Origin of the sequence: Geomesophilobacter sediminis, from assembly GCF_016458275.1 — a bacterium.
Lineage (GTDB): Bacteria > Desulfobacterota > Desulfuromonadia > Geobacterales > Geobacteraceae > Geomesophilobacter > Geomesophilobacter sediminis.
Window position 1 is genome coordinate 49,445 of record NZ_JAEMHM010000017.1, and the last position, 19,436, is coordinate 68,880.

19 protein-coding genes and 2 tRNA genes are annotated in these 19,436 nt (G+C 58.6%); 18 read left to right on the plus strand and 3 right to left on the minus strand.

Annotated features, from left to right (window positions below; genetic code table 11):
* The first annotated feature begins 128 nt into the window (after positions 1-128).
* The 3 genes from JFN93_RS18890 to JFN93_RS18900 all read left to right on the plus strand — a co-directional run bounded on the left by JFN93_RS18890 (position 129) and on the right by JFN93_RS18900 (position 2,720).
* Positions 129-848, plus strand: a complete 720-nt coding sequence (locus JFN93_RS18890) for a ChaN family lipoprotein (RefSeq protein ID WP_236021828.1) — start codon at positions 129-131, stop codon at positions 846-848.
* Positions 849-1,495: 647 nt separating this feature from the next.
* A complete protein-coding gene (locus tag JFN93_RS18895) occupies positions 1,496-2,170 on the plus strand; it encodes a FlgO family outer membrane protein (protein ID WP_199385694.1) in 675 nt (224 codons plus the stop codon).
* Positions 2,160-2,720: a FlgO family outer membrane protein gene (locus JFN93_RS18900; protein WP_199385695.1), complete on the plus strand. Its 561-nt coding sequence runs from the start codon at positions 2,160-2,162 to the stop codon at positions 2,718-2,720. The genes JFN93_RS18895 and JFN93_RS18900 overlap by 11 nt, the downstream gene beginning before the upstream one ends.
* A 166-nt stretch (positions 2,721-2,886) precedes the next feature.
* On the opposite strand, the gene JFN93_RS18905 is transcribed toward JFN93_RS18900, so the two are convergent.
* The 3 genes from JFN93_RS18905 to JFN93_RS18915 all read right to left on the minus strand — a co-directional run bounded on the left by JFN93_RS18905 (position 2,887) and on the right by JFN93_RS18915 (position 6,515).
* Entirely contained in the window at positions 2,887-3,135 is a 249-nt protein-coding gene (locus JFN93_RS18905; protein WP_199385696.1) for a helix-turn-helix transcriptional regulator, read from the minus strand.
* A 213-nt stretch (positions 3,136-3,348) separates the two neighbouring features.
* Positions 3,349-5,952 (minus strand): hybrid sensor histidine kinase/response regulator, encoded by a 2,604-nt coding sequence (locus tag JFN93_RS18910; RefSeq protein ID WP_199385697.1) that lies wholly within the window; start codon positions 5,950-5,952, stop codon positions 3,349-3,351.
* 488 nt (positions 5,953-6,440) lie between these two features.
* A tRNA-Val gene (locus JFN93_RS18915) sits at positions 6,441-6,515 on the minus strand.
* 227 nt (positions 6,516-6,742) lie between these two features.
* Between JFN93_RS18915 and cobO the strand changes: the two genes are divergently transcribed.
* The 15 genes from cobO to JFN93_RS18990 all read left to right on the plus strand — a co-directional run bounded on the left by cobO (position 6,743) and on the right by JFN93_RS18990 (position 19,332).
* Positions 6,743-7,273: a cob(I)yrinic acid a,c-diamide adenosyltransferase gene (cobO, locus tag JFN93_RS18920; protein WP_199385698.1), complete on the plus strand. Its 531-nt coding sequence runs from the start codon at positions 6,743-6,745 to the stop codon at positions 7,271-7,273.
* Between the two features lie 206 nt (positions 7,274-7,479).
* Positions 7,480-7,887: a cobalamin B12-binding domain-containing protein gene (locus JFN93_RS18925; protein ID WP_199385699.1), complete on the plus strand. Its 408-nt coding sequence runs from the start codon at positions 7,480-7,482 to the stop codon at positions 7,885-7,887.
* A gap of 543 nt (positions 7,888-8,430) precedes the next feature.
* Positions 8,431-9,375: a methylmalonyl Co-A mutase-associated GTPase MeaB gene (meaB, locus tag JFN93_RS18930; protein ID WP_199385700.1), complete on the plus strand. Its 945-nt coding sequence runs from the start codon at positions 8,431-8,433 to the stop codon at positions 9,373-9,375.
* Between the two features lie 94 nt (positions 9,376-9,469).
* Positions 9,470-10,303 carry a L,D-transpeptidase gene (locus JFN93_RS18935; protein ID WP_199385767.1) on the plus strand — a complete coding sequence of 278 codons (834 nt, stop codon included), beginning with the start codon at positions 9,470-9,472 and terminating at the stop codon, positions 10,301-10,303.
* 173 nt (positions 10,304-10,476) lie between these two features.
* Positions 10,477-11,109, plus strand: coding sequence for a DedA family protein (locus tag JFN93_RS18940; protein WP_199385701.1), 633 nt, complete (start codon positions 10,477-10,479; stop codon positions 11,107-11,109).
* Positions 11,110-11,274: 165 nt separating this feature from the next.
* Complete coding sequence (locus JFN93_RS18945; RefSeq protein WP_199385702.1) at positions 11,275-12,012, plus strand: RNA methyltransferase; 738 nt, start codon at positions 11,275-11,277, stop codon at positions 12,010-12,012.
* A complete protein-coding gene (locus JFN93_RS18950) occupies positions 12,012-12,323 on the plus strand; it encodes a SemiSWEET family sugar transporter (RefSeq protein ID WP_199385703.1) in 312 nt (103 codons plus the stop codon). Before JFN93_RS18945 ends, JFN93_RS18950 begins: the two co-directional genes overlap by 1 nt.
* Before the next feature lie 693 nt (positions 12,324-13,016).
* A complete protein-coding gene (gene surE / locus JFN93_RS18955; RefSeq protein ID WP_199385704.1) occupies positions 13,017-13,763 on the plus strand; it encodes a 5'/3'-nucleotidase SurE in 747 nt (248 codons plus the stop codon).
* A gap of 59 nt (positions 13,764-13,822) precedes the next feature.
* Positions 13,823-14,470, plus strand: a complete 648-nt coding sequence (locus JFN93_RS18960; protein WP_199385705.1) for a protein-L-isoaspartate(D-aspartate) O-methyltransferase — start codon at positions 13,823-13,825, stop codon at positions 14,468-14,470.
* A 45-nt stretch (positions 14,471-14,515) separates the two neighbouring features.
* The gene (locus JFN93_RS18965) at positions 14,516-15,529 is read left to right on the plus strand and encodes a sigma-70 family RNA polymerase sigma factor (RefSeq protein ID WP_199385706.1); all 1,014 of its coding nucleotides are present in this window, start codon (positions 14,516-14,518) and stop codon (positions 15,527-15,529) included.
* Positions 15,530-15,546: 17 nt separating this feature from the next.
* A complete protein-coding gene (locus JFN93_RS18970; protein WP_199385707.1) occupies positions 15,547-16,062 on the plus strand; it encodes an adenine phosphoribosyltransferase in 516 nt (171 codons plus the stop codon).
* A gap of 277 nt (positions 16,063-16,339) precedes the next feature.
* Positions 16,340-16,416 (plus strand) — tRNA-Arg (locus tag JFN93_RS18975).
* Positions 16,417-16,501: 85 nt separating this feature from the next.
* Complete coding sequence (locus tag JFN93_RS18980; protein ID WP_199385708.1) at positions 16,502-17,779, plus strand: site-specific integrase; 1,278 nt, start codon at positions 16,502-16,504, stop codon at positions 17,777-17,779.
* Between the two features lie 545 nt (positions 17,780-18,324).
* Positions 18,325-18,798: a hypothetical protein gene (locus tag JFN93_RS18985; RefSeq protein WP_199385709.1), complete on the plus strand. Its 474-nt coding sequence runs from the start codon at positions 18,325-18,327 to the stop codon at positions 18,796-18,798.
* A 165-nt stretch (positions 18,799-18,963) separates the two neighbouring features.
* The gene (locus JFN93_RS18990; protein ID WP_199385710.1) at positions 18,964-19,332 is read left to right on the plus strand and encodes a hypothetical protein; all 369 of its coding nucleotides are present in this window, start codon (positions 18,964-18,966) and stop codon (positions 19,330-19,332) included.
* Positions 19,333-19,436: the final 104 nt, after the last annotated feature.

Below are 19,436 nucleotides of genomic sequence, written 5' to 3' on the forward strand. Positions count from 1 at the left end.
CAGTGATGAGCCTGACCAGGGGAACACTTATAGCCATGCTGGTCGCCGTCTCGCTGATGTATAACTTCCACGCCGACTGGGAAATTGTCCGGTTGAGCGATCGCCAGAATGTGGGTTTTGCCCAGATGATGAGCGATGCAGAGCACGCGGGCGTGATTGTTGTTGGCGAGACGCACGACAAAAAACTTCACCACCAACTTCAGCTTGAGGTTATACGCGATCTGAAAGAAAAAAAGAAGCCCATCGCTATCGGTCTAGAGATGTTTCAGACCGCAAGTCAGAAACAGCTGGACGAGTGGGTGGCGGGCAAAATGACCGAGGAGGAGTTCCTCCGCGTTTACGCCCGGAACTGGTCGGTCGACTGGCAGCTCTATCGGGACATATTCCGCTTCGCCCGGGACAACCGGATCCCGATGATCGCGCTGAACATACCGATGGAACTGGTCTCCAAGGTAGCGCACCAGGGGTTCTCCTCCCTTTCGGCCACCGACAAGAAGGATCTTCCTCCGGAGGTCAGTTGCGACCTCAACACCTCCTACACCGAATTTTTGAAAAGGACCTATACCGACATCGCAAGCCACGCCATGAGCGAGCGTTTTTTCATCTACTTCTGCGAGGCGCAGTCATTGAGAAACAACGGCATGGCCTACAACGTGTCCCGTTATCTCCAGTCCCACCCCGATACCTCCGTCGTGGTCCTCACCGGGATTCTGCATGCGGTGAAGACCGGGATCCCGCAGCGGCTCAGCCAATACCGAGATGTCACCTGCCGGGTCATCCTCCCGGAGCTCCCCGAGTTCGAGTCGCAGGATGCCCTGCTCAAGGAAGCGGACTACGTGGTGCAGTAAAGATTTAGCGACCTGCTCAACCCATGCCCCCCGTGTAGGAGCGACCTTCCTGTCGCGATCCAAACCTCCATAAAAAGCACGGTAGCGCCAACCCATTGGGAGCGCCATTCCAGGCGCGAACACCGCCACCCGCCACCACCGCCTCCGGCGATTCGCGCCAGGAATGGCGCTCCCACACGCATGAGACCTATCAGTATCGTTCAGGCCTCGGGCATATACTGCCGGGGCCTTTGATTTACCTGATGAGCGTCAATCTTCATACGATCCCTCTCCCTCTGGGAGAGGGTGCCCGAAGGGCGGGTGCGGGAAGGTGCTTCGTGGCAATTCCCCTCACCCCGCCCCTCTCCCAGAGGGAGAGGGAGGTATCGGTGGGATGAAGATCGACGCTCATCAGCTTGATTTATGGATCGGGCGAGTCTTGAGTCAGATCCGCCGAGCCGTTCTAAAGTTCTCGCCTTATCTGCCGAACAATCCTGAAGGATCAGAGAATTTGCGTCAACGGCGCCACCGGCCGATGGCGCGATGAAGCCGTTCAACGCAAACCACGCATTTGAAACCCTGCGTTACAGCGAATCTCCCTCTCCCTCCGGGAGAGGGGCGCGGTGAGGGCGCCGCTTTTGACGTGCAATTGCCATTTGGGGGGAGATATGAAAAGAAAGTCGCTTTGCTCGCTGATGCTCGGCCTGGCGTGCCTGACGCTGCCGGGATGCAGCTACTTCAAGAAAAACGGTGCCGACCGCCCCGTGGCAGCAGCCGAACCGCCGGTCGTGGCCAGTTCGCTCACCCCTCGGGAAGACGCCGCAGCAACGACCGCACCGCCGGCCGATACCCCCGCCGGTCACTTCAACTCCCAGGTCATCAACCTTGCCGAGCAGCTGGAAAAGAACCTGGACAAGAAACTCCTCGGCAATACCTACATCGTCACTTCCTTTGCCAATCTCGACAAATTGAGCGAGACCACCCCCTTCGGCCGGCTGGTTGCCGAGAACCTGGTGCATGAGCTTCAGGTCCGCAGCTGGAAGCTCTTCGACATCCGCCTCACCAAAGACCTCATCGTCAACGACAGCGGCGAGTTTTCCTTAAGCCGCGACCTCAAAAAGATCCGGGAAAGCTACAAGGTCTCCGGGATCGTCGTCGGAACCTATTCGGTCAACCGCACCAGCATCATCCTCAATGCCAGGGTGATCAATCTGGACTCCGGGTTGGTGGTATCGGCCGGCCAGATCCACCTCCCGATGAACGCTTTTGCCGAGAATCTCCTGACCGGCGGCGCCGGGGAGAGGACCATCATGAAAATCGTGGGGGACTACAATGCGCGCTAAGGCCCTGGTGACGGTGTCCCTGCTGGTGTCCCTTCTTTCCGGATGCTCCTCGCTGCATTCCGGAGCCGGGTACGGCACGAAATGCCCGAAAGACCTCGACAGCCAGCTCAAGGCGATCCAGGCCAAGCAGGTATTCGCAGACCTCGCCCAGGACCTCTGCGGCTCCCGGGACAGCTACGGAACCGTGCTGGTTACCGACTTCGTCGATCTGGAGTCGCTGGCCCCCAACGCCTCCGGAATCCTCATGGGAGAATGGATGCGCTCAAGCCTGAGTTCGGTCTGCGGGTACGACATCCAGCAGGCGGAGTTCGGCCGGTATTTCACCCTCGGCGCCAACGGCCTCGCGGTCCTGACCCGACGTGGGGAGGCGATCCGCAAAGACGAGGTGAAAAATGCCGACATCGTGGTCGGAACCTTCAGCCAGTCGGCCGACAAGCTGGTCCTGTTCGCCAAGAAGTTCAATCTCAACGGCAACGTGATCACCAAGATGAGCAGCAAGGAAATCGTCTTCAGCTGCACCGACTGGGGGACCGACTACAGCGTCCGGTAGGGGGCGGTTCTTTTACGGCCCGGCTAAGGATGGATGAGCCATTTGTCCCCTTCCCTTCAAAGGGAGGGTGGGGTTTAACCCAAACAGAAAAAGGCTTGGCGTCTATCGCCAAGCCTTTTGTGTTGAAACTGTCCACTGCCGCAAGCTACGGGGCAAGCTTCGGCCGTTAGGACTCCTGCTTTAGGGACAGATACGATTCGACCGTTTTCACCGTGATCCCGAGCGAATGGGCGATCTCGTCGACCGTCATCCCTTGCAGGTTCATGGTCATGGCGCGCGCCTGCGGCGAGATGGCGATGGTGTCCTTGCCGGTCGCGGCGGGCTGGGGCGCCGGCGCGGCCTGCGCCGGTTTCTGTTGCTGCTGATACACCGGAAGGGGCGATTGCAGCGGGGGTATTGAAGGAGTCGTTGCCATGATCTCTCCTCCTTTAGGCCGGATCGCGGAGGACGGCGCTGGCGGAGTGGAATTAAGTTGCTGTTATTCCAATGGATATAGCAAGAAGCATACCCTTTCCCGATATGCCTCATTCCATTGCCGAATCGGGATCGGGCCGTCGGAAATCGAGCGCGAAAATGTAAAGGGAGGCGACAGGGAAGGGGGGCGTTTGTAAGGAAATGCGACAGGTGGCTACCGCGGGTGGATCAGGGAACGGATTTTCTCGTGGAGGCTCCGCAGGTCGAGGGGCTTTTGGATGTAGTGCATCCCCTCCTCGACGACGCCCCGTTTGGCTACGATTTCCGCCGTGTACCCCGACATGAAGAGGACCTTCACGCCCCGGCGGATCTTTTTGACCTCGTCCACCATCTCGCGGCCGTTCATCCCGGGCATGACCACGTCGGTGAGGATGAGATCCACCGGCTCAGCGGTGCTGCAGATGGCGATGGCCTCTTCCGGGGTGGCCGCCTGGATGACGGTATAGCCGATCTGTTCCAGCATCTTCGTGGTCGTCCAGAGGAGCATTTCCTCGTCTTCCACGAGAAGAATGGTGCCCGTGCCCTCCAGTGGAATTCTGCCCTGGCTCTCCGGCGCTTTGGCGTCCGCCAGGTAGCGGGGCAGGTAAATCCGGAAGACGGTTCCCTGGCCCAGCTCGCTGTAGACGTTGATGAACCCGTTGTTCTGGGTGACGATCCCGTACACCGTGGCCAGGCCCAGGCCGGTTCCCTCGCCGATCGGCTTCGTGGTGAAAAAGGGCTCGAAAATGTGTTCCTGCACCTCCCGCGTCATGCCGATGCCGGTGTCGCTCACGGTAAGCATGACGTAATCGCCGGGACGGGCGTCGATGTGGGTGTGGGTGTATCCCTCGTCGATGTGGGTGTTGCCGGTGTGCATGGTGAGGGTGCCCCCGTGGGGCATCGCGTCGCGTGCGTTGACGCAGAGGTTCATCAGGATCTGGTCCACCTGCGAGGGGTCGATCAGCACCGTCCAAAGCCCGAGGGACGGCTGGAAGGTCAGCTTGATGTCTTCGCTGATCAGCCGGGAAAGCACCTTCTCCGACTCGAGCAGCAGTGCGTTGAGGTTGATCGGCTTCGGCGCCGTGACCTGCTTGCGGGAAAAGGCCAGGAGCTGCCGGGTGATGGTGCTGGAGCGCTCGGCAGCCTTGAGGATCTGGGCCAAAAGGGTGGTGATCGGGTCATCGGTGGGAGTGAGACCCTGGGCCAGGCTGGCCGCGCCGATGATGACGCTGAGCATGTTGTTGAAGTCGTGGGCCACCCCTCCGGCCAGACGGCCGATCGACTCCATCTTTTGCGAGTGGTGCAGCTGTTCTTCCAGCAGCTTCCGGCTGGTAATGTCCTCCCCTGAGCTCAAGGTTCCGATGACGGTTCCCGCGGCATTTCTGAGCAGGGTGTTGTGCCAGGCGATCAGCCGCTGTTCGCCGCTTTTGGTAACGATGCGGTTTTCGCTGTATTCCGCGTGCCGGCCGGAAAGGACCCGCTCGAACATGGAGGATGCGTCGTCGTAGTCGTCCGCGGGTACGCAGTGCATGAACCAGTCCTTCCCGAGCAGTTCCCCCTCCCGGTACCCCAGGACCTCGTACCCCTTCCGGTTGAGCATGGTGACCTGCCCTTTGATGTCGAGGGCGACCAGGACGACCTCGACGATCTCAAGGTAGAGCTCGGCCCGCTCCTTTTCCGCTTTTAGCTCCTCCTCGGAACGCTTCCGCTCCGTGATGTCCTCGTACACCCCCAGCACCGCGTAAACCCGCCCCGAACCGTCGACCAGCGGCAGCTTGGAGGTGTCCAGCCAGGCGCGGGTGGTCCCCTTTTGCAACGGCTCGATGATGTGCAGCTTGCTCCGGTTTTGGGACATCACCTCCCGGTCGTCGGTGCGGTAGGTGGCGACGTCCTCGGGGAGCCACCACAGGTCCAGGTCAGTCTTGCCGACGATCTCTTCGGGCGAGCCGACCCCCGCATCGGCCGCGAACCTACGGTTGCAGCCGAGATACCGGTAAGCCCGGTCCTTCCAGAAGACCGCCTGGGGAATGGTGTCCACGATGGTGGAAAGCATGTTGCGGTTGCGGCGCAATTCCTCCTCGGCCTTTTTCTGTTCCTCCATCCGGGTGCTGAGGACCTCGACCATGGTGACCAGGGAGGAACGGAGATTTTCCAGCTCGTCCAGCAGCGGCGCCTCGGAGACCGCCGCCTCCTGCGGTTCACCGCGGATCACCGAGCCGGCGAATTCGTTGAGCTGCTCCAGGGGGGAAAGGAGTTTCCGGGAGAGGATCAGGTACAAGATGCCGCAGGTGGCGGCATCGAGAAACAGGATCAGGACCAGGGTGGTGACCGCGCCGTTGACCAGTTCTTCCTTTACGTACCTGGTCGTGAGACCGATACGGACCGCGCCGACCTTTTTCCCCGAGTAGGTGATCGGCTGCTGGATCTCCAACACCGGCTCCGTCATGGGTAGCGCCCGGCCGATCACTTCCCACTTGTCGTTGCGGCCGCGCTGGAAAACCGTGTCGGCACCGGTCACGTCGATGTAGGCGATGGTGGGGTCTGCCATGATCCCGTCCAGAAAGGTGTCGACCTGGCGGTGGTCCCGATTTCCCAGCGGGACCTCGAGTCCGGTCGTCACCTGGACCGCGGTGACCTTCAGCTGCTCTCTCAGGTGTGACATGTGGTGGGCGCGGGCGTTGATGTAGTCCACGTAGCAGTAGGCCAGCAGGATCAGGGTTATGACCGTGAGGAGCACCACCGCCAGGTAATTGGATATGGATCGGGGCCGGATGCTCATGGTTGATCCCGATGGGGGCGCGCGGCCCGGTAGGTGGTCAGATGCAGAAGGCCGGGTTTGGTGCCGAATCGGCAGCGAGTGGCGTTTCGGTCGGAGGGGGAAACGGAAGCGATGGGCCAAGGGCAGGCAATGCCGCGGTCGAAGGAGGGGAGCGGTCCTGGCAGTGACGGGGTAAGGATGAATTGAAGCAGTCGGTACAGCTGTGGCATTGAAACGAGCCCTCCGTCATTGCAGTATCTGGATCGCAGGGTCTCGGCTGGTACTTCAGTTGCCACACTGACACTGGTTCTCTACTGCACTGCACTCATCGCGAAGCTCAGACTGGAAAGTGGAATGACTATAACATACTTCTTGTGAATGAGAAATGGAGGACAGGGCTCAGCTAGTGAAGAAAAGTATTTGCAGTCGGGAGGGTGGGGGCGGGAAAAGTCTCAGCAACGAAAAAGGGCTGTCTCGAGAATCGAGGCAGCCCTTCTAAGAGATCTATTTGGTGGGCGATACTGGGATCGAACCAGTGACTTCTACCGTGTGAAGGTAGCACTCTCCCGCTGAGTTAATCGCCCAATGGTCAAAGAGTAATAACAGATGCCTTTTCCGATGTCAAGCACGTTGTTGGCTCGTGCCGGTGGAGCAACATCCTCTTTGACTTCACTTTGGTCCCCGTAGGTCCTGTTTATTCGTGCCATACCTTTGGTCAATCCTCAGTAAACGCCGTTTTAATGTATACGGTTTCGCCTTGACACTTTTGTTGGCCTGTTGCTATAGTGCGGCAGTTTTGAGGGAGGCAATGATGGCGCTGGAACAGGGTCTCATCCAGGTCTATACGGGGAACGGCAAAGGAAAGACGACGGCATCGCTGGGACTTGCCTTCCGTGCGGTCGGGCGCGGCCTCAAGGTCTGCATGATCCAGTTCATGAAAGGCGGCGGCCCTTACGGCGAGCAGATGGCGGCCGAACGGCTGGCGCCGCTTCTGACCATCGTTCAGACCGGGCGTCCCGGCTGGGTGAACAAGGACAACCCGCACGAAAAGGACAAGGAGCTGGCCCGCGAGGCGCTGGCCCTGGCGCGCGAGAAGCTGACCAGCGGCGAGTACGACCTGGTCATCCTCGACGAGGCGAACGGGGCCGTATCCATGGGCCTTTTGCCGGTCGAAGACCTGCTTTCGCTGATGCAGGAAAAGCCGGCCCGGGTGGAATTGGTGCTGACCGGCCGCAATGCCCATGAAAAGGTGATCGAGGCCGCCGATCTCGTGACCGAGATGCGCGAGGTCAAACACTACTACAAAGCGGGCGTACCGGCCCGGGTGGGGATAGAGAAGTAGGGGAGGCAGGAATCTGGAGGTCGCGGATAGAACCGGTGTCCTCGGCCTACCCCAAGATCGTGCTCGGCTTTGCTCTTCTTCGGGGAAAACGGAGCTACGTTGGGATTGATTTTTCCCCGACCCCGGACCCCGGACCCCAGACCCCCGTTATTCCCTTTACGTAAAATGGTTCGCGATACCAATCAAAGATACCTGAGGAGGATGTTATGACCGAAAGAAGACTGCGTGTACTTGTTGGCAAGCCCGGATTGGACGGACATGACCGCGGCGCGAAAATCATCGCCCGCGCGTTCCGCGACGCCGGTTTCGAGGTCATCTACACGGGGCTGCACCAGACTTCCGAGCAGATCGTCGCTGCCGCCATCCAGGAAGACGTCGACTGCATCGGTCTTTCCATCCTTTCCGGCGCGCACAACACCCTGCTTCCCTCGGTCTGCGCCCTGCTGAAGGAGAAGGGTGCCAGCGACATTACCGTCTTTGCCGGCGGGGTCATTCCCGACGACGACATCCCGGGGCTGAAAGCTGCCGGCATCGGCGAGGTCTTCACCCCCGGCACCTCCACCGAGGCGATCGTGGAGTGGGTCCGCAAAACCATCGTTCCCCGCGCTGCTTAAAACACCTGAGCCGGAGGCGGCAACGCCTCCGGCTCATCACGTTGCCTGCCTGCCTTCCCTCAAAATCCCTCTGCTCCTTCTGGTTCCCATGCTTCAGCTTGGGAACCCATAACATCGGGAAGCTCCAGCTTCGGCCGGAAGTCGGGCGAAGCTTCGGCCGGGATGCGTTCCCAAGGCTGGGGAACAGGGGAATGATTAAACTGATGGGCGTCCTTTTTACTGTGGGTGCGCCTTTCCAGGCTTCCTATTGTGGGAGCGCCTTTCCAGGCGCGATCCGCCGCAGGCGGTGACAGAGTTACCGGTTGTTAGCCCCAGGAAAGAAGCTCCCACAGGGCAGGCCGCTGCGTTTCTTATCTGCGGGGACTGGATCGCGACAGGAATGTCGCTCCTACACGGGGGCGATTCGGGCCAGCAAAGCTGCAAAGGATGGATCTATTTGCCTTTTGCCGCCGGTAAGGTGTACCCTGTGAAGCTGGTTTGGCCTCGCCGAGACCGCCAGGATTGTGATGCCACCGGCGTGGCATATTCCAAGGAGATTTACTGATGACGCTTGCACAACGCGTGCTTGACGGCGATATCCGCGCCGCCGCCCGGCTGATGCGTGATATCGACGACCGTTTCCCCAGTGCGGTTACCGAGCTCAAATCGCTCTACCCGCATACCGGCAGTGCCTACATCATCGGGCTCACCGGTCCTCCGGGAGCGGGAAAGTCGACGCTGGTCGACCGGATCATCGAGGCCTACCGGAAAAAAGGGAGCCTGGTCGGGGTCGTTGCCATTGACCCGACCAGCCCGTTCACCGGCGGCGCCATCCTCGGCGACCGCATCCGGATGAACCGGCATGCCGAAGACCCCGGTGTCTTCATCCGCAGTCTCGCCACCCGCGGCGCGCTGGGCGGTCTGTCCCGCTCCACCATGGATGTGGTCAACGTGATGGATGCCATGGGCATGGACGTCATCATCGTCGAGACGGTCGGGGTAGGGCAGGACGAAGTCGACATCGTGAGCACCGCCCACTCGACCGCCGTGGTCATGGTCCCCGGGCTGGGCGATGACATCCAGGCCATCAAGGCGGGCATCCTCGAGATCGGCGATCTTTTCATCGTCAACAAGGGGGACCGGGAAGGGGCCGACCGCACCGTCCGGGAACTCTCCGCAATGCTGGAGATGAAGGAGAGCGATCCCAGTGCCTGGCATCCCAGTGTCCTCAAGACCGAGGGGGCCCGCGGGGTCGGCATCGACGAGTTGATCGACGAGTTCGAGAAGCATCGTGCCTACCTGAAGAGTTCGGGACGCCTGTTGCGGCTCAATGAGGAGCGCAACAACAAGATCTTCATGGATACCCTGCGTGAGGAGCTTTTCGCCACCGTGCTCGACGTGATCCGCAAGGATGGCCGTTTCGAAGAGATCATGGATGGGATGCGTGAGCGCACCAAGGACCCCTACACCGCGGTGGAGGAAATCCTCTCGCGACACGCTTTTTCTTGACCCCCGGGTCTAAAGGTGCTATCAACCCGGTAATGGGGCCAGTTCAGGCCCCATTAGTTGTTTCAGGTCGGGAGTTTGCAAGATGTTACGTTCGATGTTGCGCAAGGTGTTGTTTTTTCTCTGTTTGGCCGTTGCTACCGCAATCGTTGTCTACCACCCGGTCACTGTCGCCGAGCCGGGTGCCAGCCCGCAGGACCCCGCTCACGAGGACCTGACCCGGGTCGAGTATCCGAGCCTCGCCAAGATTCCCTGGAAACGCCACTTCATCCGCCCGGAGGAGACCCTCGAATCGCTTTTCGGCAAGGATTGGGTCTACGTGGCCCGCTTCAACCGGATCGACCGGCGTCATGTCTACCCCGGGATGACCATCAAGGTCCCGCTCGACATGGCCGCCTGCCGCAGCTACACGCCGCTTCCGGCGGAGTACCCGCCGGCGCAAAAATACGAAAAGTACATCCTGATCGATCTGACCGAGCAGTGGATGGGTGCCTACGAGCACGGGAAGCTGAAGTTCTCCATGCCCGCTGCCACCGGGGCCACTGGCCACGAGACCCCGACCGGGCTGTTCCAGATCGATGCTCGCGACCAGACCCATTCCTCGTCGCTCTACAAGACGGAAGACCAGTCCGACCAGTATCCCATGGACAACGCCATGCGGTTCCATGTGGGTGCCGACAACGTTTCCTACTGGATCCACGCCCGCGACCTTCCCGGCAAGCCCGCTTCCCATGGCTGCGTCGGTCTTTACGACGAAGGGATGCAGAACCGGGTGTACGGCGTGCCGACCCAGCCCGTACTGCTCGACTCGGAGAAGATGTACGAGTGGGCCGTGGGCGAGAACGACTTTGAGGACGATCCGGGCTCCCTGGAGGAGATCGAGGATGCCCCGATGGTCGAGGTGCGGGGGAGCAACCCGAGGTACATGTAACGCGGTTCAACGTTCAACGTTCAACGTTCGACGTTCAAACGTGAAAAGCGGTCGCTTTACTTCCTTTGCTACGTACCGAGCCTAGTATGGAGCACCGGCACCAAGGCACGCCACCACTTCATGCAGAACGTAACGTTGAACGTTGAACGTTCGATGTTTGTCCCGGGGTTCTCGTGCAGCAGCTACTGAAGGAATACCTACAGCTACACGGGTACTGGGTTCTCTTCATCGGTACCTTTCTGGAAGGGGAGGCGGTCCTTATCTTCGCGGGCCTGCTTGCCTGCCAGGGCTATCTCTCCATCTTCGGGGTGATCCTTTCCGCCTTCGCCGGCTCCTTCCTGGGCGACCAGTTCTACTTCCACCTCGGGCGTAAAAACGGCCCGTTCCTGCTCAGGGTGTTCACCCGGCTGTCCCGCAAGTTCCGCAAGGCGCTCAAGCTCATCGAGCGCTACGGCTCCTTCGTCGCTTTCATTTCCCGTTACACCTACGGTTTCCGGATCCTGTTGCCGATCGTACTGGGGATGACCGATTTCCCGGCGCGGCGCTTCCTGTGGTTCAATGCGATCAGCGCCTCCACCTGGGCCGCTGTCTTCGCGCTGGCGGGCTTTCTGTTCGGCAAGGGTGCCGCGCTGATCGTCGACGACCTGGAGCAGTACGAACCGTACATGTTCCTGGTCCTGGCGGGACTGATCGGGCTCATGTGGCTGTCCCATTTCCTTGCCCACTATATGCACCGGAACAAGGCACGAAAAAGGCTGCGCCGGATGCGGGCCCGGAAGAGCCAGTCCGCCGATGAACGCCGCTGAACGCCGATGTCCGCTGATAAGATCCTTGATCTCCCCCCTTTGCGAAGGGGGGCGGGGGGGATTTGCCTTTCTAGGTAACCTGAAAAATCCAAATCCCCCTAAATCCCCCTTCGCAAAGGGGGACTTAAATTCCTGCTTTAATTCACACTTCAAAAGGTAGCCTGCATGGAACTCAAAGATAAAGTCTGCATCGTGCTGGTCGGGACCCAGAGCCCCGGCAACATCGGGATGGTCTGCCGCGCCATGAAGAACATGGGGCTCTACGACCTGCGCCTGGTCAATCCCTGCCGGGTCGATCATCCGGACGCCCCGATGTTCGCCGTCTCCGCCAAGGACGTCCTGGAATCCGCCAAAATCTTCACCTCGCTGGAGGATGCCCTGGCCGATTGCGAATATTCCGTTGCCACCACCCGGCGCCACGGGAAATACCGCAACGAGATCAGCACCCCCTCCGACATCGTCAAGCGTTTTGCCACCTGCTCCGCGACCAGCCGGGTCGGGCTCGTTTTCGGCCGGGAAGACAGCGGGCTTACCACCGACGAGGTCGCTATCTGCCGCTGGCAGTCCACCATCCCCACCGCCGACGAATACGGCTCCCTCAACCTTTCCCAGGCGGTCCTGATCTTCTGCTACGAGTTCCTGATGGGGTACACGCCTGCCGCCCCTTCGGAGTTGCGGGAACTGGCCGGCACCAAATCCCTGGAGCCGTTCTACGACCACCTGGAGCGGACCTTGCTGCGGATCGGCTACCTCAACCCGCAAAACCCCGACCACATGATGCGTACCATGCGGCGGATCTTTGCCCGGGCCGAACTGGACGAGCGGGAAGTATCCTCGCTGCGGGGGATGCTTTCGCAGATCGACTGGGCTGCCGCCGAATTCAAAGGTAAAAAGGGGAAATAATGAACCTGGTCGGGGTTATCGGCATGCTTGCCGGGGTGCTCACCACCGGTGCTGCCATTCCACAGGTCATCAAGACCTACCGGACCAGGCACGCCCGCGACCTTTCCATGTGGCAGCTGGTCATGCTGATCGCCGGGATGTTCCTGTGGCTGGTCTACGGCCTTTGCATCAGCGACCTTCCCCTGATTCTCGCCAACAGCATTTCCATCCTCTGTTACTCCTCCCTCATCGTGATGAAACTCCGCTTCGCCCAAGCCGGCCTGGACCGTCCGGCGCCCGCCGCCGTCGAAGATCCCGAGCCCAACGGCTGATCGGACCTTAACGGGTCCCTTGGCATGTAGGAGCGACATTCCTGTCGCGATCACCATAGAATGGGTGACCTTGATGGAAGCGGGTTCTGGGGCCTGGAATAGCGAAAAGGGGAAACCGTGATTCCGGGACTGCAGAAAAGGGGAAAAACTTGATCCCGGGACTGCAGGATAGGGGAAACCCTTGATTCCGGGACTGCAGGATCTTACCCTGTGGGAGCGCCATTCCTGGCGCGAATAAAGGCAGATGCCGGTGGGCAGGGATACTGCCCGAGCTTGCTACGAGGTCGCCCAGCTCTTGTAGGAGCGACATTCCTGTCGCGATCAACCGCAACCCCGATTGCCATATTTCCCTCCTGGCGACGAAGGGTGCAGCAAGCTACGCCCCAACGGTTGTTGGCGCTACCCCAACGGTACCGTCGCTTACCTGGGTGGCGGACGTCATAGCTGTACTGGCATTGATTTGGCCTCATTGGTTATGGTTCATTGAATGAAGCTTGCTTTGCCGATACTCATACGTTAAACTTCAGCTTCCTTGCGGCCGCCGCACTGTCAGTATCGTTAACCGCTTGCGCTCGATGCTTCCTCACTCGTCGGGGAAACTTCCCGACTGGCCCGGCCTCTTTGGCGCCGGGCGCCGATGCCGGCCGAACTCTTGCCACGCATCTTGCTATTGCATTTGACTGGGAGGGGAAGTTGAAAGTCCTACTTACCAACGACGATGGCGTTCACGCCGCAGGCCTCGCGGCACTGGTTACTGCTTTTTCCGCCGCGGCCGATGTGGTCGTGGTTGCCCCGGATCGGGAGCGCAGCGCCATCGCCCATGCCTTGACCCTCCATCACCCCCTGCGTGCCGCCCGGATCTCCGATAACGTCTATTCCGTGGACGGCACCCCAACCGACTGCGTCAATCTCGGCATTCACAGCCTCCTTACCTTCAAGCCCGACCTGGTCGTCTCCGGAATCAACCGGGGCTCCAACCTGGGCGACGACGTTACCTACTCCGGCACCGTTGCCGCCGCGATGGAAGCCACCCTGATGGGGATTCCCGCCATTGCCGTCTCCCTGGTGACCCGAAGCGAAGGCGACAACTACGCGGCGGCCGCCACCTTCACCCTGCGTCTTGCCCAAACCGTGCACGAGAAGGGGCTTCCCCAGGACACCTTCCTCAACGTGAACGTCCCCGATCTTCCCGAGGCCCAGCTGCTGCCGCCGCTCGTTACCACCCAGGGAAGACGCAGTTACGAGGGGACCATCGTGGACAAGGTCGATCCCCGGGGGCGGAACTACTACTGGATCGGCACCGCCGACCTGAGTTTCCAGGACATTCCGGGCAGCGATTACCACGCCATTTCGCGCGGTCACATCTCGGTCACCCCGCTTCATTTCGACCTGACCAACTACGCCTCCCTGGACCATCTGAAGGGCTGGGAGCTGCGCTGAAGCTGGACTTTTGACTGGCGCTTTGTTATATTCCCCCGGCCTAAATAACGGGGGATTTAATGGATTTTGCAGTAGCACGGAAAAGGATGGTTGGGGAGCTGGTGAAACGTGGCATCACGGACCAACGGGTGATCGATGCCATGCTCTCGGTTCCGCGGCACCTTTTCGTCGAGGAGGCGATGTCCTCGCAGGCATATAGCGACACGTCGCTTCCCATCGGGGAGAAACAGACCATCTCGCAGCCCTACATCGTGGCGCGGATGACCGAGCTTTTGGAGCTCAAGGGGAAGGAGCGGGTGTTGGAATTGGGGACCGGGTCCGGCTATCAGGCCGCGATTCTGGCCACCCTTACCGACCGGGTCTACACCGTGGAGCGGATCCGTCCGCTGGCGCTCAAGGCGCGTAAGGTGCTGGACCGGCTCGGTCTTTTGAACGTGAACCTTAAGATCGGCGATGGCACCGACGGCTGGCCCGAGGAGGCTCCGTTTGATGGCATCGTCGTTACTGCCGGGGCTCCGCACGTCCCGGAATGCCTGGTCGAGCAGTTGGCACCTGGTGGCAGGCTGGTAATCCCGGTCGGCGACCGCAACGACCAGCGGATGGTGCGGGTGGTAAAAAATGCCGACGGTTCCGTGGTTACGGAACAGTCCCTGGACTGCCGCTTCGTGCGGCTGATCGGCAGGAACGGCTGGAGCGAGGACTCGTAAACCCGAAGCAAACTTGCATGGGCCCCGTGGCCGAAGGAGTCAGTCATGGAAAACGAAGAACTGGTTGAAGACGTTCAGGAACCGATATTCCACGAAGCTGAAGCGGAACCGGATGCTATCGAACTGGAAGAAGTTGAGGAAGAGGCCGAGGAAGAGCATCACGAAGTGGAGGAGGAAGCGATCAAGGCGGCTGCCGTCGAGCACTTCGACGACGCTATCAAGCTTTACCTGCGCGAGATCCAGAAGACCAAGCTTTTGACCGCCGACGAGGAGAAGGAGCTGGCGGCCCGGATCGACCTGGGGGACAAGGCGGCCCGCGACCGGATGATCGTCTCGAACCTGCGCCTGGTGGTGAAGATCGCCAAAAGGTACATCAACCGCGGGCTGCCGTTCCTCGATCTCATCGAAGAAGGGAACATGGGGCTCATCAAGGCGGTGGAGCGGTTCAAGCTCTCCAAGGAGTGCCGTTTTTCCACCTACGCCACCTGGTGGATCCGCCAGTCCATCGAGCGGGCCCTGGTAAACCAGTCGCGCACCATCCGGCTTCCGGTGCACGTCTCCGACGACATCAACAAGATGCTCAGGGTCACCCGCGAACTGGTGCAGAAGATGAACCGCGAGCCGACGGTGAAGGAGGTGGCCGACGCCCTCGACGTGAACATCGCCTACGTGCGCCGGCTCATGGTCCTGTTGAAAAAGACCTATTCCATCGAGCGGCCGATGGGGGAGAACAACGACTACTTCCTCATCGACACCATCGAGGACACCTCCACGATCTCTCCGGCCGTCCTTCTGGAGGACCTCAACAAGTACGAACTGGTGTCCAAGTGGTTCGAGACCCTGTCCGACGGCGAGAAGAAGATCCTCACCCTCCGTTTCGGGCTCGACGACAAGGACCCGCAGACCCTCGATACCATCGGGAGGAGCTTCGGGGTGACCCGGGAGCGGATCCGGCAGATCGAGGCGAAATCGTTGGATAAACTGAGAAAGATCCTGGAAGCGACCGACACCATGGGACGCAACCAGGCCACCACTGCGACCGTAAATCCGGCAAAGTAAAGGAGCGGCAGAGACACATGGAAGATCTGAAAAGCATCATCAGGGACGTGCCCGACTTCCCCAAAAAGGGGATCCTCTTCAAGGACATCACCACGCTGCTGGCCGACGCGAAATCGTTCCAGCGCATGGTCGACCTTCTGGCCAACCGTTACATCGGGGAGAAGATCGACAAGGTGGTAGGGGTCGAGGCGCGCGGCTTCATCATCGGCGCGGCGCTCGCCTACAAGCTTGGGGCGGGGATCGTCCTGGTGCGCAAGCCGGGGAAACTTCCTTCCGAGACCTTCCGGAAAAGCTATGCCCTCGAATACGGGACCGACACCCTGGAGATCCACACCGACGCCATCCAGAAGGGTGAGCGGGTGCTGATCGCCGACGACCTTCTGGCGACCGGCGGGACCATGGCGGCGGTAGTCGACATGGTGAACGAGCTGGGGGGAGAGATCTTCGAGTGCTGTTTCATGGCCGAGCTCGAGTTCCTGGAAGGGAAGAAGAGACTTCCCGAAGGAAAAACCTTCTCCCTGCTTAAGTTCTAGGGTTGAAGCCCACCGCAGAGGGCGCGGAGGGGCACAGAGTAAACCCTTGAATCTATCCGATGAAGTCGCCCTTTGCGAAGGGGGATTTAGGGGGATTTAGCGCTGCCGCCAACTTGGTACTGTAGGGCGGGAAAACCAGGTGGGCATCGTCTGCGAGAGGGATTTCGAAAAGAAAGAAGCTTTCCTCTGCGCCCCTCAGCGCCCTCTGCGGTGTGCTTAAAAGGGCGAAAAGCCTTGCCAAAGGCCGCCGGAATATAGTATAAAGTTCGTCTTATTTGTCCCCGTAGCTCAGCAGGATAGAGCACTTCCCTCCTAAGGAAGGGGTCGGACGTTCGAATCGTCTCGGGGACGCCACCTTCATAAGTAGCTGTATTGGCAGCATAAAAACAGAGCCTCTTAGCTTCAGGTATACATTTAGGTATACAAGGAGCGAGAGGCTTTGTCGTATCCAACACACCTCATAAGGGTCAGCCGCCGGTTCTACTACAAGATAAAGGTGCCTGCCGACCTGTCCCATCTTTTCCCTAGCAAGTTCATCAAGAAGTCTTTGCAGACCAGCCAACTACATGCAGCGAAGGTGATGCTGTGGAACCATGAGTATAAGACCCACAATGCCTTTGCCTTGTTAAGGACTGGTACGCTGGCCCCGGAACAGGTGCAGCAGGTTGTGCATAGCTTATTGCCAGTGCAGAAGGAACCGAGAGTCAAGGCAGAGAACCGGCTATCAGAAGTGATAAAGACATACACGGCAGAGAAAAAGGCTGGCTGGACTGAAAAGACGACGTTGGAGGTGGAAGGGGTCTTTAAGCTGCTGGTGGACATTATCGGTGACGTTGATGTCGCCACCATCACCAGACCCATGCTGATCGACCTGAGATCATCCCTGTTGAAGGTGCCGCCATACTTTTACCACAAGTACCGTGGACAATCCGTTAAGGATGTCATTGCTGCGAATACCGGTGACGGCATGAATCCCAAGACCGTCAACAAGCATGTGGCGAGGATCGGTAGCTTGTTGAAGTATTGCCATGAGCAGGAGATGATACCGAGGAACCCAGCTACCGGATTGCAGTTGGCAACGAAGCAAAGGGCAGATGAGGAAAGGAGTGCATATACCCTCAGTGATATTGGAAATATAGTAAGCAACTTGCCCGTGGACCCTGCGATACCCGAGCGGTACTGGATACCGCTTATCGGTCTATTTTCTGGCCTTCGCCTAAATGAGATATGCCAGCTCCATGTGGAAGACGTGGTGAAAATAGACGACTGCTGGTGTTTCGATATCAATGGTGCCGGTGACAAGAGGCTCAAGAATGATGCCAGTGCCAGGGTTATACCGATTCATCCTAAGTTGATAGAACTGGGTCTGATCCGGTACTATGATGCTCTTAAGGTAGCCAAGCAACCTCGACTGTGGATGAACCTGGAGCTAATACGGCTACATGGGTACACGAACGGTATTGGCAAGTGGTACGCGAGGTACAACCGGGAGTATGTGACTGAAGACCCGAAGAAGGTTTTCCATAGCATGCGTCACAGCGTGGCCGATACGCTCAAGCAGAAAGGTGTCTCCGAAGCTGCCATTGCAGAGATACTTGGTCATGCCCACGCTACTATCACCAGCGGTAGGTATGGCAAGCGGTACCAGCCGAAGGTGCTGTTAGACGCCTTGGTGCAGCTGGACTATGGGGTAGATATACCCGAGTGGAAAGTGTAGGACCCGGGAGCCGATATGCTCCTTGCTGCCGATGGTATGATCGGCTCTCTGTATCCTAATGACGCTAGCCGTAGACAAACCAGGGGCATCGCTCTCCTGGGTGTCTCCGGTGGCGTTGGTGTTGTGGTAGTTGTTCCGGTATCGGTAGTTGGGAAGGCGGTGATTCGCAGCTATCGTGCCAAGGATGTAAGGTGCGGTGGTGCTATGCTGGCGCGCTTCGCTTGCCTGCTCGCTCTTCGGATACAAACGATGAATCCGTTTGTCCCTCATCGCCGAGCGTCGGAGTTTATGGTTGCTGTACCGTGGTTCCCTTCCTGAAAAATGCTCTCCCGTTGGTCCTCTTGGTCCGGTTTCTGTAGCTAAATCCCCATCAGTAATCCCGTCACGTATCGATAAGTACCTGTATTTGTGAGGTGATGAAACGGATGACCTATCCGTTGCGCGACTTTTTTTGTGGTGCACTGAAAAAACTGTTGACCCGTAACCCGATGTCGGTATATACGTACATCACGTTGTACCGACGCCAAGACCGAGGAGCAGACGCTATGCCCAAGAAGACCTTCTACCTGTCCGAAGAGGATCTGTTGGTTTACGAGAAGGCGAAGAAGATTGCTGGTGAGTCTATATCGTCAGTCCTCATCCAGGGATTGAAAGACTTTGTAGCTAAGTGGGAAATGCAGGAGTTCGGATTCAAAGAGGTGCAGCTCTTCGAAGGTGAGGAGTATTATCGAGACCAGTATAGTAAGGGCCAGTATTTCAAGTTTTCTGGAAAGCAATTGGCAGAAGCAAAGGTGGAGCATATTCAGGGAGTCTCTACCATTTATACTCTTTATCTTTCAAGGAAAGGGAAGTTTCTGCTTTACATTATGTTTGAGGATCTGACCAAGGATATGTGTAAGTGCAGTAAGGAGATCTACGACACCATAGGAGACTTGAAGGGAAAGGACTTGCCACCTGAGTTGTTCAGTCAGGCTGACAAGGCCATGCCGAATCTCTTTGTGGAAGTGCTTGATATATAAGTGATACTGGTAAGGAGGCCGGTAATAAGAAAGCCCTAAAGACTGCGCCAACAGTCGATAGGGCGAGGTCAATGTGGCTTGGGACCGAACACTAACCGCTGCCATTATGGGGGAAACCTCCTCGTAATGCAACCAGAAAGACAGGGCCAAAGGACCCGGTACATCATGGAATGTTCAGCAACCATAGCAGAAGTTGAAGAAGCTCTTAGCGCATTTAAGGCAGCCGCTGAGGTCGATTCTGGCCTTGAGGCAGAGTGGTCTAAGAAGTTGTGGGCCATCACTGAGCTGCTCACCCTGAACGAGAAGGATCTGAAGCAAGCGTATACCAATGCTGAGAAGTGGTGGTCGGTACGGGCGATCAAGCAGGCTGATGGCTGTACGGTTGATCCTGCTAACAGAGAGAAAAAGATGAAGGAGCGGATTCACGCTTCCAGTGCCTGGGTGAAGTCTTGTAAGACTCCTCTGACCAAAACCAGAGCCGAAAGGTGGATGGCTAATGCCTTCAAGGCTGAGAGTGGCACCAATAGGACTTAAGCAACTTACGAAAGAGTCTCAGTATGGGGGCTGTGCCGGTATGGGCGCAGTCCCTTTTTTACTTACTAATCCAGTCAGGATGCCAGGACCGCATAATGTGGAGC

Bases quoted from the DNA above. Each gene is read 5' to 3' on its own strand.
- JFN93_RS18965 (WP_199385706.1), top strand. From the start codon at position 14,516: ATGGAAAACGAAGAACTGGTTGAAGACGTTCAGGAACCGATATTCCAC.
- JFN93_RS18900 (WP_199385695.1), top strand. From the start codon at position 2,160: ATGCGCGCTAAGGCCCTGGTGACGGTGTCCCTGCTGGTGTCCCTTCTT.
- JFN93_RS18910 (WP_199385697.1), bottom strand. From the start codon at position 5,952: ATGAGCATCCGGCCCCGATCCATATCCAATTACCTGGCGGTGGTGCTC.
- JFN93_RS18960 (WP_199385705.1), top strand. From the start codon at position 13,823: ATGGATTTTGCAGTAGCACGGAAAAGGATGGTTGGGGAGCTGGTGAAA.
- JFN93_RS18970 (WP_199385707.1), top strand. From the start codon at position 15,547: ATGGAAGATCTGAAAAGCATCATCAGGGACGTGCCCGACTTCCCCAAA.
- JFN93_RS18985 (WP_199385709.1), top strand. From the start codon at position 18,325: ATGCCCAAGAAGACCTTCTACCTGTCCGAAGAGGATCTGTTGGTTTAC.
- meaB (WP_199385700.1), top strand. From the start codon at position 8,431: ATGACGCTTGCACAACGCGTGCTTGACGGCGATATCCGCGCCGCCGCC.
- JFN93_RS18945 (WP_199385702.1), top strand. From the start codon at position 11,275: ATGGAACTCAAAGATAAAGTCTGCATCGTGCTGGTCGGGACCCAGAGC.
- JFN93_RS18935 (WP_199385767.1), top strand. From the start codon at position 9,470: ATGTTGCGCAAGGTGTTGTTTTTTCTCTGTTTGGCCGTTGCTACCGCA.
- JFN93_RS18905 (WP_199385696.1), bottom strand. From the start codon at position 3,135: ATGGCAACGACTCCTTCAATACCCCCGCTGCAATCGCCCCTTCCGGTG.
- JFN93_RS18895 (WP_199385694.1), top strand. From the start codon at position 1,496: ATGAAAAGAAAGTCGCTTTGCTCGCTGATGCTCGGCCTGGCGTGCCTG.
- JFN93_RS18925 (WP_199385699.1), top strand. From the start codon at position 7,480: ATGACCGAAAGAAGACTGCGTGTACTTGTTGGCAAGCCCGGATTGGAC.
- JFN93_RS18950 (WP_199385703.1), top strand. From the start codon at position 12,012: ATGAACCTGGTCGGGGTTATCGGCATGCTTGCCGGGGTGCTCACCACC.
- cobO (WP_199385698.1), top strand. From the start codon at position 6,743: ATGGCGCTGGAACAGGGTCTCATCCAGGTCTATACGGGGAACGGCAAA.
- JFN93_RS18890 (WP_236021828.1), top strand. From the start codon at position 129: ATGAGCGATGCAGAGCACGCGGGCGTGATTGTTGTTGGCGAGACGCAC.
- JFN93_RS18990 (WP_199385710.1), top strand. From the start codon at position 18,964: ATGGAATGTTCAGCAACCATAGCAGAAGTTGAAGAAGCTCTTAGCGCA.